16 protein-coding genes and 1 other RNA gene are annotated in these 17,280 nt (G+C 71.6%); 14 read left to right on the top strand and 3 right to left on the bottom strand.

Features of this window, described 5'->3' with window-relative positions; all coding sequences use genetic code 11:
- Positions 1–51: 51 nt before the first annotated feature.
- Positions 52–1,110, top strand: coding sequence for a DUF8094 domain-containing protein (locus ABFX46_RS03595; RefSeq protein WP_346039879.1), 1,059 nt, complete (start codon positions 52–54; stop codon positions 1,108–1,110).
- Between the two features lie 34 nt (positions 1,111–1,144).
- Here ABFX46_RS03595 and ABFX46_RS03590 read toward each other — a convergent pair whose 3' ends face one another.
- A complete protein-coding gene (locus ABFX46_RS03590; RefSeq protein ID WP_163058261.1) occupies positions 1,145–1,330 on the bottom strand; it encodes a hypothetical protein in 186 nt (61 codons plus the stop codon).
- Between the two features lie 421 nt (positions 1,331–1,751).
- On the opposite strand from ABFX46_RS03590, the gene ftsE reads away from it, so the two are divergent.
- The 7 genes from ftsE to ABFX46_RS03555 all read left to right on the top strand — a co-directional run bounded on the left by ftsE (position 1,752) and on the right by ABFX46_RS03555 (position 9,077).
- Positions 1,752–2,441 carry a cell division ATP-binding protein FtsE gene (gene ftsE / locus ABFX46_RS03585; RefSeq protein ID WP_131944148.1) on the top strand — a complete coding sequence of 230 codons (690 nt, stop codon included), beginning with the start codon at positions 1,752–1,754 and terminating at the stop codon, positions 2,439–2,441.
- Positions 2,442–2,571: 130 nt separating this feature from the next.
- Positions 2,572–3,477 (top strand): permease-like cell division protein FtsX, encoded by a 906-nt coding sequence (gene ftsX / locus ABFX46_RS03580; RefSeq protein ID WP_131944149.1) that lies wholly within the window; start codon positions 2,572–2,574, stop codon positions 3,475–3,477.
- Between the two features lie 123 nt (positions 3,478–3,600).
- The gene (locus tag ABFX46_RS03575) at positions 3,601–4,770 is read left to right on the top strand and encodes a S41 family peptidase (protein WP_346039878.1); all 1,170 of its coding nucleotides are present in this window, start codon (positions 3,601–3,603) and stop codon (positions 4,768–4,770) included.
- 4 nt (positions 4,771–4,774) lie between these two features.
- Positions 4,775–5,275, top strand: coding sequence for an SsrA-binding protein SmpB (gene smpB, locus ABFX46_RS03570; RefSeq protein ID WP_163058001.1), 501 nt, complete (start codon positions 4,775–4,777; stop codon positions 5,273–5,275).
- 8 nt (positions 5,276–5,283) lie between these two features.
- Positions 5,284–7,206 (top strand): penicillin-binding transpeptidase domain-containing protein, encoded by a 1,923-nt coding sequence (locus ABFX46_RS03565; RefSeq protein ID WP_346039877.1) that lies wholly within the window; start codon positions 5,284–5,286, stop codon positions 7,204–7,206.
- A gap of 307 nt (positions 7,207–7,513) precedes the next feature.
- Positions 7,514–7,886, top strand: a transfer-messenger RNA (tmRNA) gene (ssrA, locus tag ABFX46_RS03560).
- A gap of 444 nt (positions 7,887–8,330) precedes the next feature.
- Positions 8,331–9,077, top strand: coding sequence for a peptidoglycan recognition protein family protein (locus ABFX46_RS03555; RefSeq protein WP_346039876.1), 747 nt, complete (start codon positions 8,331–8,333; stop codon positions 9,075–9,077).
- A gap of 9 nt (positions 9,078–9,086) precedes the next feature.
- Here ABFX46_RS03555 and ABFX46_RS03550 read toward each other — a convergent pair whose 3' ends face one another.
- Both ABFX46_RS03550 and ABFX46_RS03545 read right to left on the bottom strand, forming a co-directional pair.
- Positions 9,087–9,542 carry a nuclear transport factor 2 family protein gene (locus ABFX46_RS03550; RefSeq protein WP_346039875.1) on the bottom strand — a complete coding sequence of 152 codons (456 nt, stop codon included), beginning with the start codon at positions 9,540–9,542 and terminating at the stop codon, positions 9,087–9,089.
- Entirely contained in the window at positions 9,539–10,405 is an 867-nt protein-coding gene (locus ABFX46_RS03545) for a TIGR03619 family F420-dependent LLM class oxidoreductase (RefSeq protein WP_346039874.1), read from the bottom strand. The genes ABFX46_RS03550 and ABFX46_RS03545 overlap by 4 nt, the downstream gene beginning before the upstream one ends.
- 52 nt (positions 10,406–10,457) lie before the next feature.
- On the opposite strand from ABFX46_RS03545, the gene ABFX46_RS03540 reads away from it, so the two are divergent.
- The 6 genes from ABFX46_RS03540 to ABFX46_RS03515 all read left to right on the top strand — a co-directional run bounded on the left by ABFX46_RS03540 (position 10,458) and on the right by ABFX46_RS03515 (position 17,248).
- Positions 10,458–11,096 (top strand): Crp/Fnr family transcriptional regulator, encoded by a 639-nt coding sequence (locus ABFX46_RS03540; protein ID WP_346039873.1) that lies wholly within the window; start codon positions 10,458–10,460, stop codon positions 11,094–11,096.
- 42 nt (positions 11,097–11,138) lie between these two features.
- Positions 11,139–11,888 (top strand): hypothetical protein, encoded by a 750-nt coding sequence (locus ABFX46_RS03535; protein ID WP_346039872.1) that lies wholly within the window; start codon positions 11,139–11,141, stop codon positions 11,886–11,888.
- Complete coding sequence (locus ABFX46_RS03530; RefSeq protein ID WP_346039871.1) at positions 11,885–14,056, top strand: hypothetical protein; 2,172 nt, start codon at positions 11,885–11,887, stop codon at positions 14,054–14,056. The genes ABFX46_RS03535 and ABFX46_RS03530 overlap by 4 nt, the downstream gene beginning before the upstream one ends.
- Positions 14,057–14,105: 49 nt before the next feature.
- Entirely contained in the window at positions 14,106–14,972 is an 867-nt protein-coding gene (locus ABFX46_RS03525; protein WP_346039870.1) for an SDR family NAD(P)-dependent oxidoreductase, read from the top strand.
- 11 nt (positions 14,973–14,983) lie between these two features.
- Complete coding sequence (locus tag ABFX46_RS03520; RefSeq protein ID WP_346039869.1) at positions 14,984–15,811, top strand: EI24 domain-containing protein; 828 nt, start codon at positions 14,984–14,986, stop codon at positions 15,809–15,811.
- Positions 15,812–15,886: 75 nt separating this feature from the next.
- Complete coding sequence (locus tag ABFX46_RS03515) at positions 15,887–17,248, top strand: hypothetical protein (protein WP_346039868.1); 1,362 nt, start codon at positions 15,887–15,889, stop codon at positions 17,246–17,248.
- Positions 17,249–17,280 lie beyond the last annotated feature (32 nt).

Genomic DNA, 17,280 nt, shown 5'->3' with positions numbered 1-17,280 from the left:
GAGGGCCGGCCGCCGACGGCCGGCGCGGAGTTCGGTCCGGGGGACGGGTCTGTGCACAGGTTCCTGCGGGTGATCGCGGCCGTGGTGCCGCTCATCCTCGCGCTCACCGCCGCGGGCTGCGCCGAGAGCAGGACGGAGGCGCGGCCCGTCGCAGGCGTGCCCGAGACGCTGCCGCCGGAGCCGGCGCCGCTGACGCCCGATGTCGCGGAGCGCGCGTTCCGCACCTACGTCACCGACGAGGACGTGGCGCGCGCCGCCGGCGACGAGAGGCTCGCGCTGACCTGGACGTCCGACGGCCAGTCCCAGCTCACCGCGGCCGAGTTCCGCAAGGCCGCCTACGACGGCGACCCGGTGCGGCGCTTCGTCTACGGCGAGCCCAGGCTGTACGTGCCGAGGCTGAAGGACGCCGCCTACCCGCAGTGGTTCGTGGTGTCGGTCGACCGATCCGTCCTGGGCCGGCCCAAGAGCGAGCACACGGCGCTGATGGCGTTCGTCCTGCGCGGGCCGTCCGACCACTGGAAGCTCACGCTGGCGACGCTCCTGCAGAAGAAGGCCAAGGTGCCGAAGGTCGCGGTCGACGACGAGGGCTACGCGCAGGCGCTGAGCAGCGATGACACCTCGCTCCTGATCCGCCCGCGCGACGTCGGCGGCATCCAGGCGACGATCGCCGCGGAGGGCGGCGGCAGCGTCGCCGCCAAGGTGATGAAGCCGAACGACGTGACGACCGGCTTCTACCGGGACGACAGGCACGAGAAGAAGAAGGCCAAGAAGAAGGACCTCGCGTTCCAGGCCGTCTACACCGCGACGCCGTTCCCCTACTTCGGGCTGCGGACGGAGACCGGCGGCGGGCTCGTCGTCTACTCGCTGTTCCGCAACACCTCGCTCGTCGCCGAAGACCCGGGCACCCCGAAGCCGGAGATCCCCGACGACGCCGAGCACCTCCTGGACGGGACCGTCGAGGGCAACGAGGTCGACACGACCAGCACCATGCACTTCGCCGCCTACGACCCGGCGAAGGCCAAGAAGGGCAGACCGCAGCCGAAGGCGCAGATGATCGCCGACGACGGCGCGGTCACCAAGGCCGCGACCCCGCCGCTCAAGCAGCCCTAGCGGGCCGGCGCGCCGGAAGCGCGGCCGGGAGGGCTCAGCCGTAGACGCGGCGCAGGACGAGGGCGGCGAACAGCAGCGCCACCAGCGCGGCCAGGACGATCGCGGGCGGGATGGACGGCCCGTGCCGGTGCATCTCCGACCGGGCGGCCCGGCAGCTGGGGCAGCGCCCCTCCACCACCGGGTTCGAGCACCGAGCGCAGATGAGATGTTCGCAGCTCATGTCGTGGGCCCCAATCTCCGGGATCGGTTCGCGGGTCCGTGCGGGAAGCGTCCGGCGAAGCGTCCGCTTCTTCGGTGTCCGTCCACTTATTAGGTATCTTTCGCCATCATCCAGCGTAGCCGGACTGTATGGTCGTTCCGGCAAGTCCGGGACCTTGACGGTAGGAAACGGCCGGACGTCGGGAGACGGATCACATGGCACTGATCGGACGGAGGACACCGATCGGGCTGAACGACGTCCTCGGATACCCGTACCTCGCCGAGTGGGACGAGGTAGTTGCCGGTCCCCTCTACACTGCTCGAAGGCTCCGCGTCCCACCCGGTCGTGAAGCCGGGCGGCGCAGGCAAGTGCCCACGGACCCGTCCGTGGCCGCGGGCCGGGCCGCTCCCCAACCCCTACAGCGAACCGCCGTGATGCAGCCGTGATCCATTTCGACAACGTCACCAAGGTCTACCCGAGCCAGAACCGGCCCGCCCTGCAGCATGTGAACGTCGCCATCGAGAAGGGCGAGTTCCTGTTCCTGGTGGGTCCGTCCGGCTCCGGCAAGTCGACCTTCCTGCGCCTCATCCTGAAGGAGGAGCGTCCTTCCCAGGGTCACGTGCACGTGGCGGGCAAGGACCTGAGCAGGCTCACCAACTGGAAGGTGCCGCACCTGCGCCGCAGGATCGGCTGCGTCTTCCAGGACTTCCGCCTCCTGCCCAACAAGAACGTCTTCGAGAACGTCGCGTTCGCCCTCGAGGTGATCGGCAAGCCGCGGCGCTTCATCGGCAAGGTCGTCCCGGAGGTCATCGACCTCGTCGGCCTGGAGGGCAAGGCCCACCGGATGCCGGACGAGCTGTCCGGCGGCGAGCAGCAGCGCGTCGCGATCGCGCGGGCGTTCGTGAACCGGCCGATGATCCTGCTGGCGGACGAGCCCACGGGGAACATCGACCCCGCCACCTCGATCGGCATCATGAAGGTGCTGGACCGCATCAACCGGACCGGCACCACCGTCGTCATGGCCACCCACGACGCCGCTATCGTCGACGCCTTCCGCAAGCGCGTCGTCGAGCTGGAGGACGGCAGGGTCGTCCGCGACCAGTCCCGCGGCGTGTACGGCCAGGCGTACTGACCATCTGAACCATCGATTCCCGCCGGGGCGTACGACAGCCCGAAGGCGGGGACCGCCCGCTTCGGGCCGCGTTCCCTCATGAGGCCGCCCGGGTTCCGGGCGGACCCAAGGCGATCAAGGACAGCGAGGCATGCGCGTACAGTTCGTTCTCCAGGAGATCTGGATCGGTCTCCGCCGGAACATGACGATGACGATCTCCCTCGTCATCACCGTCGCCATCGCCATGGCGCTCTTCGGCACCGGGCTGCTCCTGCGGCAGCAGGTCGACGCGTCCAAGAGCTACTGGTACGACAAGATCGAGGTCTCGATCTTCCTGTGCGCCAAGACGAGCTCCAACCCGAGCTGCCAGAAGCAGGACGTCACCGACCAGCAGCGGCAGACGCTCCAGGCGAGCCTGAAGAAGATGCCGCAGGTCTCCGACGTCGAGTACGAGAACAAGCAGCAGGCGTACGAGCGGTTCAAGGACCGCTTCTCCGGCTCGCCGGGCTTCGTGGAGAGCACCCGCGAGGGCGACATCCCCGACTCGTTCCGGGTCAAGCTCCGCAACCCGGAGGAGTACAAGGCGGTCGCGCAGGCGATGCTCGGCCAGCCCGGCGTGGACACGGTCATCAACGAGCAGGAGATCCTGAAGCGGTTCTTCCGGATCCTGAACGGCCTGCAGGTCGCGGCGCTGACGATCGCGCTGATCCAGGTGATCGCGGCGGTCATGCTGGTGGGCAACACCGTTCGGCTGTCGGCGTTCAACCGGCGCCGTGAGACCGGCATCATGCGGCTGGTCGGCGCGTCCAACACCTATATCCAGATGCCGTTCATCCTGGAGGGGGCCATCGCCGGCCTGATCGGCGGCATCTTCTCCTCGATCCTGCTGGTGTTCAGCAAGAAACTCCTGATCGACAGACTCGCCGGGGACGTCCAACTCGTCAGCCAGCTCGGCTGGAGCACGGTGATGGCCGTCATCGTGGTGTCGATCTGCTTCGGTGTGCTGCTCTGCGCCGTCGCGTCGTTCCTGACGTTGCGCAGATACCTGAAGATCTGACCTCGGTGCCCGGATCCGGGGCGAGTGCCGGATCCGGGACGTCCGGCCGCCCTACACTTGCCGCATGGTCCGCACCGTGTCGCCGCTGAACCCGTGCCGCCGCTGAGGAGGCGGCCCGGGCGCGTGCTGCGCGGCGCGGCCGTCGCGGCGGCGATCGTCTGCGCGTACGGCGCCGGGGTCGTGAGCGGCTCCGGCTCGCAGCGGCACGCGGCCGTCGCGGGCGGCGGGTCGGTGCTGGACGAGGCCGCGGCGCAGATCGGGCGCCGGGCCGCCGAGCCGGTCGGCCGCGGCGAACTCGACCGCGCCGCCATCGAGGGCATGCTGCGCGGTCTCGGCGACAAATGGGCGCACTACTACCCGGCCCGCGAGTACGACGACGTCGAAGGACGCCTGACCGGCCGCTACAGCGGCGTCGGGCTGTGGCTCGGCGGCTCCGACCGCGGCACCGGCGTGCTGATCGCGAGCGTCCAGCCGGGCACCCCCGCCGCGCGCGCCGGAGTGCGGGCCGGCGACGCCGTCACCGCCGTGGGGAACCGGTCGGTGGCCGGCTGGGACATCTCCCGGGTCGCGGCGGCGCTGCGCGGACGTCCGGACGAAGCCGTCGAACTCACCGTGGAACGCGGCCGTCGAACCTTACGGTTCCACCTCGTCCGCACACCCGTCCCTGGAGGGAACGTCACGGTGACCGCCCTGCCGGAGCACGCGCGCCTCATCCGCGTCGGCGCCTTCACACGCGGTACGGGCGAGGAGGTCCGCGCCGCCGTGACCGGGCGGTCGCCGTCCGGTCGGCCCACCGGCGGCGTGCTCCTCGACCTGCGCGGCAACCCCGGCGGGCTGCTGGACGAGGCGGTCGACACGGCCTCGGCGTTCCTGCCGGGCGGCCCCGTCGTGACCTACGAGCCGCGCGGCCGGCCCGTCCAGCGGCGCACGGTCACCGTGCCGGGCGACGCCGACGTCCCGCTGGTGGTGCTCGTCGACGCCGGCACCGCGAGCGCCGCGGAGATCGTCGCCGGTTCCCTGCGCGACCGGGACCGCGCGGTGATCGTAGGATCGCGTACGTACGGGAAGGGCTCGGTCCAGGAGCCGATCGAGCTCGCCGACGGGTCGGTCATCGAGCTGACCGTCGGTCGCTACCGCACCCCGGGCGGCCGTAACCTCGACGGGGTCGGGATCGAGCCCGACGTCGCGGTGTCGGCCGACCGGCCGCCGGACGCGGCCGAGCGGCGCGCCCGGACGGTGCTGAGCGGCCTGCACGCGACCGTGCTCGACAGACGAACGCCGGACAAGGACTGATGACGTGGCACGGGACACCGGGCGCAAGAAGGACAAGAAGGACACCGGGCGGAAGATCATCGCCCAGAACAAGCGCGCCCGCTACGACTACCACATCGACGACACGTGGGAGGCGGGCATGGTGCTGATGGGCACCGAGGTGAAGGCGCTCCGCGCCGGCCGCGCCTCCCTCGTCGACGGCTACGCGCACGTGATGGACGGGGAGGTGTGGCTGGAGCACGTCCACATCCCCGAGTACACCCAGGGCACCTGGACCAACCACGCGCCGCGCCGGCGCCGCAAGCTGCTGCTGCACAAGCGCGAGATCCAGAAGATCATCGCCAAGTCGTCCGAGCCGGGCTGGACGCTCATCCCGCTCGCCCTGTACTTCAAGGACGGCAAGGCCAAGGTCGAGATCGGCCTGGCCCGTGGTAAGAAGTCCTACGACAAGCGCCAGGCCATCGCCAAGCGGGAAGCCGACCGCGAGATGCAGAAGGCGGCGGCGGCCCGGTTCAGGAGACGGTGAAGGTGTCGATGAAGAACCAGGACGGGCGGCGGCGGCGCGGAATCCCGCGGCGGGCGATCGTGCTCGCCGGCGGCGCCCTGGTGGTCTCCGGCGCCCTCGTCGCGACGATGATGCCGGGCGCCCGCGCCGAGCCGTCGGCGATGCCCGCCGTCCGCGACTTCCTCATCGCCTGGCAGGTCGGCAACTACGAGGCCGCCGCCGACCAGACCGTCGGCGCCGACAAGGAGCAGGTCGCGCAGGCGCTCGGCCGCGTCCGCGAGCAGCTCGACGCGGCGTCGCTGCGGCTGTCCCTCGGCACCGAGGTGGAGGGCAGCGGCGTCGACCAGGTCGTCAAGAAGGGCGACGAGGCCGACGCCCGCTTCACCGTCAAGATCGACCTCGGCGAGAACGGCCAGCCGTGGGAGTACCCCGGCCTGATGCACCTGCGCCGCGTCGGCGGCAAGTGGAAGGTCGTCTGGAGCCCGTCGGTCATCAACACCAAGCTGAAGCCGGGGCAGCGGCTCGCCGTGGTGACCGAGGTGCCGAAGCGCGCGCCCATCACCGACACGCTGGGCCGCTCCCTGCTGCGCGAGGTCGGCGCCTACAACGTCGGCGTGTACCCCGGCCAGCTCGCCGACCCGGCGAAGACCCTGGAGCAGCTCGCCAAGCAGACCAAGATCGACGGCGGCCGCCGGCTCGACGCCGAGCGCCTCCTCGGCCGCGTCCGCTCCGCCCCGCCGCAGGACTTCCTGCCCCTGCTGACCCTCCAGGTCCCCGCGCACAACGCGCTCATCCAGCGGCTCAACACCATCCCCGGCCTGCACTTCGCCCCGATCCAGGCGCCGATCGCGCCCGCGTACGCGCCCGAGCTGATCGGCAACCTCGGCCCCGCCACCGCCGACCGGCTCCAGCAGGTCGGCGCCCCCTACCAGCCGGGCGACACGATCGGCGTCAGCGGCGTCCAGCTGCTCCAGCAGCGCCGCCTCGCCGGCACCCCGACCGTCCGCGTCGTGGCGCAGGACGAGTCCGGCAAGAACACCGAGGAGCTGCGGTCCTGGGAGGGCCAGCAGCCCGAGGAGGTCCGCACCACCCTCGACCCCGGCTACCAGGCCCGCGCCGACTTCGCGCTCAAGGGGCTGTCCTACCCGGCGTCCATGGTCGTGGTCCGGCCGAGCACCGGCGAGGTCCTCGCCGCGTCCAACCACGGGACGAACGGTGAGAACCGCGCGTTCGAAGGCCACTACCCGCCGGGGCTGACCTTCGGGATCGTGTCCGCCGAGGCCCTGTTCTCGCACGCCGGGATGAACCAGACCACCGAGACGGCCTGCCCCGGCACCGCCACCATCGGCGGCAAGACCTTCACCAGCAAGGCGCACGGCGAGACCGCCTTCGCCAACGCGTTCGCCGCGTCCTGCACGACGGCCCTCGCGCAGCTCGGCGCCAAGCTGGACGCGCAGACCCTCGTCCAGGAGGCCGCCAAGTTCGGCATCGGCAAGGACTGGGGCCTCACCGTCCCCGCGTTCACCGGCACGCTGCCCACGCCCGTCAACGACGGGCAGAAGGCCGCCGCCATGGTCGGCGAGGGCAACGTCGAGGTGAGCCCCCTCGCCATGGCCCTCGTCGCGGCCGCGGCGTCCAACGGCACCTGGCGGCCCCCGTACGTCCTCAAGGACATCACCAAGACCGTCCAGGCGCCGCCGGCCCAGACGCTGAGCTCCGAACCCCTCGTCAGCCTCAAGCGCGTCCTCGGCCGCACCGCCGACCGCGGCAACGCCCGCGGCGGCTACGCCGACGCCGGCGTCGCCGCCCTCGCCACCTACGTGCGCGGCGGCGACACCAAGACCGTCTCCTGGTTCGTCGGCTCCGAAGGCGACCGCGCCTTCGCGATCGCCGTCGAAGGCCCCGTCAACACCCCGAAGCTCGCCGCCCGGTTCCTGACCGGCCGTCCCTGAGTTGGGGATGTCTTTACGCGCGGGACGCAACCAACCCGCCGCTCCGGGACGTCATTACAGGTGACTGGGCCACCGCTTGGGGGGTTGCGGGACCCAGTCGCCGTGATGAGACCAGAGCCTCGTCTCGGGGGAGGCTCTGCCGTCCGGACCGGCCCGACCCTGCCGGTCGACCCCGGTGGGCGCGACACAGCACGCGCCCACCGGGGTTCACGGTCGTCCAGGGGGAAATAACGTTGCCCGCACAGGCGTTACCCTAGTAACGTCATCGTGCGGACGTCCCCGGACGACCGCTTTGACAACTCAACATGGGGGTGACCGGCTTCGACTTCGGTCGTTCGAGCCAGGGGAAGCGGGTCGAGGGTTGCTGTCGTGACCTCGTAAATCCTGTGACAGCAAACCAATAACTGCCAACAAGAAGCAGTCCGAGTTCGCCCTCGCCGCCTGAGCGAGGAGCGAACTCTGTCAGCCCGGTAGCGTCTCCGAACCGGGGTCTGGCATCGTAAGGAGACTCCACCTACCGACCCGGTCGCGGGGCCGGTAGGAACACCCAACAGCGACTGAGTCCGTCGGCGACACGCCTGCGTGAGCGCCGGGACTGAGAAAACGCCAAGCAGGCTGCACCCGGAGAAGCCCTGACTTATCACCGAAGGACGCGGGTTCGATTCCCGCCACCTCCACTTGGACGACGTGTGCTCGGCCCCCGCTTTGCGGGGGCCTTCGCCGTTCGGTTCTGTCTTTCTGGGGGGCGACCCCCAGACCCCCGGTGTGGGGGCTCCGCCCCCACGCCCCCTCCCGGTTGCGGTGCTTGATCGCCTTGCGGCCGTTGCGGGGTGGCCGTCTGCTTGCGCAGGCGGCCGTTTTCGTTTTTCAGGGCGGGGTGCCAGTTGCTCCATGTCGAGGTGCGGTTGGTTCGGGGTGGTTGGGCTGCTTGTCGGGTGTCGGGCGGCATGTCTGCGTTGGGGGGATGAGGGGAGTCGGTACGCTGCTCGGCGCCGGTCTCCGTGCCGCGTTGGGAGGGACTCTTGCCGTACCTGACGCAACTTGCCAAAGTTGCGCGTCGTACCGGTTACCCCGTTACCGAGGTGTCCGGGTGGAAGTCGCGCGGCCATGGTCCGCAGCCGTATGTGCGCGGGATCGTCTGCCATCACACGGCCGGGGCGTCCGGTGGGGGCGATTATCCGTCGCTGGGGGTCGTCCGGGACGGGCGGCCGGGGCTGGACGGGCCTCTCTCGCAGTTCGGGCTCGGGCGGTCCGGGCGCATCTACGTGATCGCGGCCGGGCGGTGCTGGCATAACGCGCCCTGCACATCCGCCGACCACACGAACTCCAACAGCCTCGGGATCGAGGCGGAGAACGACGGCCGGCAGCCGTGGCCGGACGTCCAGATCGACGCCTACGAGCGGCTGTGCGCCGAGCTGTGCAGGGAGTTCGGGTTGCCGGTCTCGCGGGTGAAGGGCCACAAGGAGGTCAACACCCAGAAGCCCGACCCGCACAGCGTGAACATGAAGCGCTTCCGGGACGATGTCGCCCGGCTCATCGAAGGAGACGACATGCCCCTCACCGACAAGGACGTGCAGAAGGTCGCCCTCGCGGTGTGGAACCTCGCGCTCGACGCGCCTCCCGGATCGTCCAAGGACCTGATGCAGGCCAAGAACGTGCTCCGGGAGACCTACGGCCGGGCGGCCGAGACGAAGGCGCTGGTCAGGAGCCTGCTCGACCAGGCCCCGGCGGACGTCGACGAGGACGCCGTCGCCGCCGCCGTCCTGGCGAGGCTCACCCCGGAGCGGATCGCCGCGGCGATCCCGCGCGACATCGGCGAGCAGGTCGCCGAGGCGCTGGCCGCCCGGCTCGCGGCCGGGAACGAGGCGTGACCGGCCACGTCAGGGGTGGGTGAGGGTGGCCATGGCTCGGTCGGGCTCCCAGTGGGCTCGTAGGGACGTGATCTGGCCGGTCTCGTTCACCGTGTAGATCAGGACGCAGTCGATGGTCATGGTGGAGCCGTCGGGCGTCGTGGTGGTGATCGTCGCCACGTTGGCGCAGCAGGGGCCGTTGGCGAAGGAGTCGGCCACGGTGAAGCGGAAGCCGGCGATGGTGGAGATGAAGTCGTCCCAGAACGCCTCGATGCCCTCGGGGCCGCGGTGGCCGTTGCCGGTGGGGTCGAGGAACGACGGGCCCACCGGGTCCTCGACCAGGGCGTCGGGGGCGAAGAGGGCCAGCCAGTCCTGTTTGCGGCCCTCGATGACGGCCGCCATGGACGCGCGGGCCGCGCGGCGGGCCGGGTGGTCGGCGGTGGAGGCGTTCCAGGCGACGGCGTCTGCAACGTGTTCCTGTTTCATGGGCCCACCTTGGCGATGACGGTCTCGGCGAAGCGTTCCAGGTGCTCGATCTTCTTGGCGAGGGGCTGGGTGTCGGGGCCCTTGGCGTAGGGCGACCGGAAGCCGACGATCACGTCGGTGACGCCCTTGTCCTCCAGGCGCTTGACGCCGTCGGGCGTGTAGGCGTCCATGGAGATGACGTGGACCTCGAACGGGTCGTTCTCCCTGCCCTCCTGCTTGCGGATGTCGTTCAGCCTGGCCAGGAGGGCGTCCAGGTCGTCCCCGCCCGCGTGCATCCAGCCGTCCCCCCGGACGACCGCGCGGCGCAGGGCCGGCTCGCTGTGCCCGCCGACCAGGATCGGGAACGGGCGGGCCGGCGTCATCTTGATCGCCGGGATGTCGAAGTGCTCGCCGTGGAACTCGAAGTAGTCGCCGGTGCTGAGGCCGCGGATGATGTCGATCGCCTCGTCCATCCGCCGGCCGCGCCGCTCCCAGGGGACGCCCATCACCTGGAAGTCCTCCGGCCACGGGCTGAGCCCCACGCCCAGGCCGAGCCTGCCGCCCGTCATGGACGCGATCGAGGTCGCCTGCTTCGCCACCAGCACGGGCGGACGGATCGGGAGCTTCAGCACGAACGGCGTGAAGCGCAGCGTCGTGGTCACCGCGCCCAGCGCCGCGATGAGGATGAACGTCTCGATGAAGGGCTTGTCCTCCAGGAACTCCCTGTTGCCGTCCGCGGTGTAGGGGTAGGTCGAGTCGGACTCCCTCGGGTAGACCACGGAATCGGCGATCGACATGCTCGTGTAACCGGCGTCCTCGGCGGCCTTGGCCAGCGGCGCGTAGAACGCCGGATCGGTCATCGCCTCGGCATAGGTGAACCTCATGGCCGAGATACTAGAACGCGTTCTAGTCCAGTGCCAGGGGCATGATGGGTGCATGGTCCCCGTCGACGTCCCGGTGCGGACGTGGGAGTCCCTCGTCGCGGCGGGCGCGGAGCGGCGGTTCCGGCCGGGCGACGTCCTGCTCCGCCAGGGCGACCCGCCGTCGCATGTCCTGCTCCTGCTATCGGGCCGGATCAAGGCTCTCCTCACCCTTCCGGACGGCGAGGTGCTGCTGCTCGCCGTCCGCGGACCCGGCGAACTCCTCGGCGAGATCGCCGTGTTGGGCGGGGACGGCCGGTCGGCGACCGTCATCGCGATGGACCGGTGCGTCGCCCGCGTCGTGGCCGCGGACCGCTTCCGCGCACTGGTGCGGGCGACGGACGCGGAGACCGACCTGCTGCGCCGCGCGTTGCGGCGCCTGCGGGAAGGGGAGGAGTGGCGCGCGGAGACGGCGGCGCTGCCCGCCGGTCCCCGGGTCGTCCGCGCTCTGCTGCGGCTCGCGGTGCCGAGCGGGGAGGTGGGCCTCGGCCAGTCGGAGATCGGCCAGGCGGTCGGCCTGTCCCGCGGCGTCGTCGCGGTCGAGTTGGGGCGCCTGCGCGACCTCGGCGCCGTCTCGACGGAACGCGGCCGCACCGTCATCACCGACCTTCCCCTGCTCCAGTCCCTGGCCGCATCAGGCCGGGGATCTGTCTGATTTCTGACAGTGCTCGCCGCCGCCGCGCCGCAAGGTGTGGGCATGGAAGAGTTCCGCGCCGTTCTCGTTGTCGACGCCGAGAAGTTCAGCGCGTACCGCGATGTCGAATTGCCGGACCTGCATCTGGAGATCCGGCGTGTCCTGGCCGCCGCCTGCCATGCGAGCGGGCTGGGAGCGACTTGGCGGAACGCCCGGTTCGTACAGAGCACGGGGGACGGGATCCTCGCCGTCCTGCCGCACGAGGCGGCGGCCGCGCTTGTCGACCCCTTCCCGCGGCGCCTCCAGGAGGCCCTGGCGGACGGCGCCCCGGGGCTGCGGGCGCGCGGGCTGCGGCTCCGGCTGCGGGTCGCGCTGCATGTCGGGCTCGTGGACGACGAACGGGCGGACGCGCCGGGCATCTCGACCGCCGTCATCGACGTCTGCCGCCTGCTCGACAGCCGTCCGCTTCGCGACGCCCTCGAACGCAGCGACCCCGAGGTGACCTTCGCGGCCTTCATGCTCTCGCGGGTCCTGTTCGGCGACTATGTCGCGGGCGGGCGGACCGGCCTGCGCGCGAGCCAGTTCACGGAGGTGGAGGCACGGGTCAAGCAGTACGCCGAGTTGGCCTACCTGTACGTTCCGGCGCCGTCCACTCTGCGTGCGGACGGCGGTGTGAAGGCGGCCGAGAAACGTGCCGCACCCGCGCCGCCGACGTCCGGGACGTCCATCAGCGGCATCACGATCAGCGGCGACGGCGTCCAGAACGGGATCGGCAACACCGTCGGCGGCGACTTCCGGCAGGAGCACCGATGACGGACATCGACGACGTGGCCGTCACCGGAGACGAGACCCAGAACGCGATCGGGAACACCGTCTCCCGAGATCTGATCATGCACTACCACGCCGGGCGCGGGCGCGGGGCGATGAACCTCGCGGAAGGCGAGATCGGCGACCGCGTCGCCGACTACGTGCCCGCCCGCAACCACGGGTTGATCGTGGACGTCCTCCGCCGGGAGCGCGTGATCATGCTCGCCGGACCGGCCGGGGCGGGCGTGACGACCACGGCCATCGCGACGTCGCGGGACGTCCATCCGGGCATGCCCGTCCGCCCGTCCACGATCGCCGAGGAGGACACCGAGGAGGATTGGAGCGCCGGGTGCGCGTACCTGGTGCGCGCGGCCGACGAAGGAGACCAGAAGGATCTCCGTTCCCGCATTGAGGTGGTGTCCCGCAAAGGCAGGGGCCTCCTGCTCGTGGTGGGCACCGAGGCGGAGCTGAGCCGGTTCGCCGGCGCCTGCCGGACCGTTGTGGTCGAACCGCCGCCCGCCGGCGCCGTCTACCGGCGGCGGCTCGCCGTCGTGGGCCTCGGGGACACGGGCTGGCCGGACTGGCCGCGCGCCGCCGAACTGCTGAAGGGCGCCTCGCCCGGGGACGCGCGCCGCCTCGCCGAGCTGGTGAAGGACATCGGTGACGAGCAGGAGGTCGAGCGGGCCTACCTCGGTTGGGACGGGCAACTGCGCGACTGGTTCACCGAATACTCCGGGCTGCGGGACCAGACGCTGCTGATCGCCGCCGCGGCGATCGCACCGGCGGACGAGTCGAGCGTCTACGGGGCCGCGCTCTCGCTGGCCCGGCACCTGCAGATGAACGTGGAGGGCGGCGGGCTGGCCTGGCGCCCGTCGACGGGGCTGACCGAACTGCTCGGCGCCGACCGCGTGGACGACCGGCTGGTCTTCCGGCGGCATGGTTACGCGCCGTCGGTTCTGCGGCATGTCTGCGCTCACTATCCGCTGGCGCGGACCGACCTGCTGGCATGGCTGTCCGGACTGCCGACCGACGATGCGGTGGTGCTGGATGCGGTGCTCCGGCGCAGGACGACCGAGGTCTTCGCCGACTTGGCCGCCGACAACGGCTTCGGGGACTGGATCCTGGAGGCCGCCCGTGCATGGGCGGATCACCGCAGGGCGGACTTCGCCTTCATCGTGCTGGCCCGCACCTGCCTGCATCCGGTTGTCGGCGGGCAGGTGCGCACCAGGCTCTACGAGTGGTCGCGGGACGGGCGGAGGCCGCAGACGCTGAAGCTCACGATCGCCCGGGTCTGCCAGGTGCTCGGCAGGACGGATCCGTCGGTCGCCATGACCCGGCTCAAGCATCTGGCGACGCACGGCGACGTCCGGGTCCGCGACGAGGTGACCGAGGCGGCCCTCGAAGTGGCGCGGTTCCATGAGGAGGAGGTGTTCGCGGCGGCGCTCGGGTGGTGCCGGGCCGCCGCCGGGTTCTCCTTGGATTCGCAGGGCGCCGGCCTCGCGGGCGTGGCGTTGCGGATCCTGCTCGATCGGCTGGCGAACTCGCCCGACGGCGGCCCGTCCAGGCTGCACGACGTCCTCGGCGCGATCGCGCGGCTCGCGGTCCGCGGTGACGCGGTCCGTTCCGTCGCGCTGGAGGCGGCACTGCAACTGGCGGCCGGGCACCGCGCCGCGGTCGTCCAGGCGGCTCTCGCCTGGGCGGACCTCGGTGCCGATCCGGCACCCGGACGGGAGCAGCTCGCGCTCTTCGGTGCCGCGCTGTTCCTGGAGTTGGCGGCCGAGAGGGACTCGGGCGGCCTCGCGTTGATTCTCACCGGGCCCGGTGCGGTCGACCCCTTGCGCTGTGTGCCTGCATGGTCGCTGATGACGACCGTGGAGATCGGGACGGAGGCCGGCTACGGGGGGTTCCCGGACCTGGTCATGCTCTGGCTCGACACGGCGGAGGCGCGACCGGACCTGTGCCCGCGGATCGTCTCGCTGATCGTCATGGTCGCCGAAGGGAACCCGGCGCGACGGGAGCTGATGGTGGACTTCGTCCGGGCATGGGCCGGGAGCCGCAGGGATCGGCGGGACATTCGGGAGGACGTCCTGATGCGGTTGCTGCTGCCCGAGTGGCAGCGGCTCCTGCTGGTGCTCTGGGTGCGGCTGCGGCGGAAGGTCATCGGGGGCGGGTGACGGCGGGGGTTGTGTTGCCGGGGGTGGGGTGGGGTGGTTCGGTGGGGGGATGGGTCGGGTCGCGATTGTCACCGGGGGGACGTCCGGGATCGGGAGGGAGATCGCGCGGGGGCTGGCGCGGGCCGGGTTCCTGGTGGGGATCGTGTGCCGGAACGAGATGCGGGCCGCCGCGACCGTCGAGGAGCTGGGACGGGACGTGCCGGGCGCGCGGGTCGAGACGTTCATCGGGGACCTGTCGGTGCAGATGGACGTCCGGCGGGTCGCGGCGTCGCTGGAGGAGCGGTTCGACCGCCTGGACGTGCTGGTCGACAACGCGGGCGCGCACCTGACGCGGGCCAAGGTCAGCGCCGACGGGTACGACCGGATGATCGCGACGAACCATCTCGGGCCGTTCCTGCTGACGAACCTGCTGCTCGGGCTGCTGGAGAAGGGCGCGCCGTCGCGGGTGGTGGTCGTGGCGTCGGAGGCGCACCGGCAGGCGGACCGGTTCGAGGTGGAGCGGCTCGCGGAGCCCGGATCCTACGGGCCGCTGGAGTCGATGCGGGTCTACGGGCGGTCGAAGCTGCTCAACATCCTGTTCGCGCGGGAGCTCGCGCGCCGGATGGAGGGCAGCGGGGTCACCGCCAACGCGGTCTGCCCGGGCGTCGTCGCGACGGCGCTGCTGCGGAACGTGCCCGGCAGCGGAAGGGTCGGGGCGCTGCTGTCGCACACCCCGTTCGTGCGGACGCCGGCGCAGGGGGCGCGGCCGGTGCTGCGGCTCGCGCTGGACGCCGGGTTCGAGGGCCGCAGCGGCGGCTTCTACAGCTCGACGCCGGGGGCCGGGCTGCTGCCGACCGCGGGTCCGCTGAAGGATCCGGAGCTGGCGCGGGCGGTCTGGGAGCGTTCGGCCCGGCTTGTGGGGCTCCCTGCACTATAGGGTCTGGGTGCGTGAGCCAACCGCACATCCCGCAGGCGCCCGCGAAGCCGTCCGCGGTCAAGGATCTGTTCGGCGGCGCCGGCTACCTGCTGCGCGGCATCGGCTGGATGGCGCGGCATCCGGCGCAGTGGCTGTTCGGGCTGATCCCGGCGCTGATCGTGCTGGCCGTCTACGTGACCGCGCTGGTCTTCCTGGCGCTCCAGATCGACGACCTGGCCGGATGGGTGACGCAGTTCGCCGACGGCTGGGCGGACGCGGCGCGGACGTCCGCGCGGGTCGTCGCCGGGATCGCGATCTACGGGTCCGCGCTGTTCGTGGCGATGATCACATTCACCGCGGTGACGCTGCTGGTCGGGGACCCCTTCTACGAGGCCATCGCGGTCCGGGTGGAGGAGTCGCAGGGCGGCGCGCCGCCGGACCCGGACGTCCCGCTGCTCGTCGGGATCGGACGGGCGATCAAGGACACGCTGATCATCGGGGCGATCGCGCTGGCGTTCGCCGTCGTGTTCTTCGCGTGCGGGTTCCTGCCCGTGGTGGGGCAGACGGTCGTCCCCGTGGTCGCGGCGCTCGTGTCCGGCTACTTCCTCGCGGGCGAGCTGACGTCCGTCGCGCTGGAGCGGCGCGGCATCCTCCGCAAGGAGCGGTTCGCGCGGATGAGGGCCGACCGGCCGCTGGTGGCCGGGTTCGGCGCCGCGACTTTTGTGGTGTTCCTCATTCCCCTGGGCGCGGTGCTCGCCATGCCGGGCGCGGTCGCCGGAGCCACGCTCATGGCGCGTGAACGCCTTGCGGACGACCCGCTGGTCGCGGTGGGTGGCGGCGCTATGACACAGCATCACTGATGCGATAGGAAGTCGTGTCCTGAGCGTGATTACGCGCGGGATGTCCAGTCCGGATCTTCGCGTAACGTGTGCCGCATGTCCGATCAGGGGGAGCGCGGGGTGCGCTGGACCGAGATGAGCGAGAGCGAGCCGCGGGACGAGTCCCGGCCCGAGCCCGGCGCCGAGAGCGCGACCGGCCCGCAGGCGGCCTTCCCCGAGCCCGAGGCTCCCGAGGCGTTCATGCCGGCCCCGGCCGCGTCGTCCGAGTACGACGACGACCGGGGGTCGCACGACGTGTGGGGCCGGGTCGAGCAGACCCCGCAGCAGGAGTTCGAGGCCCCGGCCCAGCAGTTCGGGGCCCCGGCCGGCGAGCCGGGCGACCGGGACGCCGAGGACGTCAAGGTCGCGCCCGTCCCCGCGAAGGCGCCCGAGCCGACGCCCGCGTCCGCACCCGCGCCCGCGGCGGCGGCGCCCGCGTCTGAGGAGGACGCGCGCCACTGGGAGGGGTCGCTCTTCGACGAGGGCGGCGCCGGCGAGGCCGGCGGGGGCGTGTCGAACTACGTCCCGGCCGTCCCGACCGGGTCCGGGCAGCCCGCGAAGCCGGGCAAGCCGAGCAGCGGCAACTGGCAGATGCCGGACTGGATGGCCGACGAGGAGTCCGCCGACGCCAAGCTCGGCGGTTCCCCGAAGCCGCCCCGGGACGTGCTGGACGACGGCGCCGGCCGGTCCCGGCTGGTGCTGTTCGGCGGCGTCGGGCTGCTGGTCGTCGCCCTGATCGCGGCCGGTGCCGTCTACCTCACCAAGAGCGGCGGCGACGACTCCGCGGAGCCCGCGGGCAACGCCGACAAGCGGGCGGCCGCGGAGCAGTCGGAGGCCGCGCAGGTGCGGCTTCCGCCGGACAAGCCGCTCGCGCGGTTCCCCGGCACGCCGAGCCGGATGCTCGGCCGGGTGAACGACGCCCATTCCGGGCTGTCGTACCCGCGGCTCGCGCCGCCCTGGCAGGTGCCCACGAAGCAGAACAAGCTGGGCACGGCGGGATGGTCCGGGCAGCAGATCCTGGTCACCGAGAGGCACGCCCAGCAGCTCTGGTACGGGCAGCTGCTCACCGGCACGCTGCACCCGGGCATGCAGAGCGCCTACCAGGGGCCGGACAGCGTGAAGAACGTCGCCGCCCTCGTCGCGCAGGGGTACGAGGCGCAGTACTACGCGTTCCCGCACGAGACCAAGCCGCTGGCGTCGCAGGCGCTGAACGTGGCCGGGCACAAGGGCTGGCTGATCGCGTCCTACCTGACCTACCAGCGGACGGGCGTGCGGGCGACCGGCGAGATCGTCGCGACCGCGGTGATCGACACGGGCCGGCCGACCCCGGCGGTGGTGTTCGCGTCCATGCCGAACACGCACAAGCAGCGCTGGCCGGACGTGAACGCGTTCTTCACCCACCTGAAGGTCCTGCCCTGACCGACCGGGTGGGACAAACCGAATAGCGTTCT

It is taken from the genome of Actinomadura chokoriensis (assembly GCF_039529475.1).
In the GTDB taxonomy this organism is placed as follows: Bacteria; Actinomycetota; Actinomycetes; order Streptosporangiales; family Streptosporangiaceae; genus Spirillospora; species Spirillospora bangladeshensis.
Note: the sequence above shows the minus strand (reverse complement) of the source record. Positions and strands in the feature narration are given on the sequence as shown.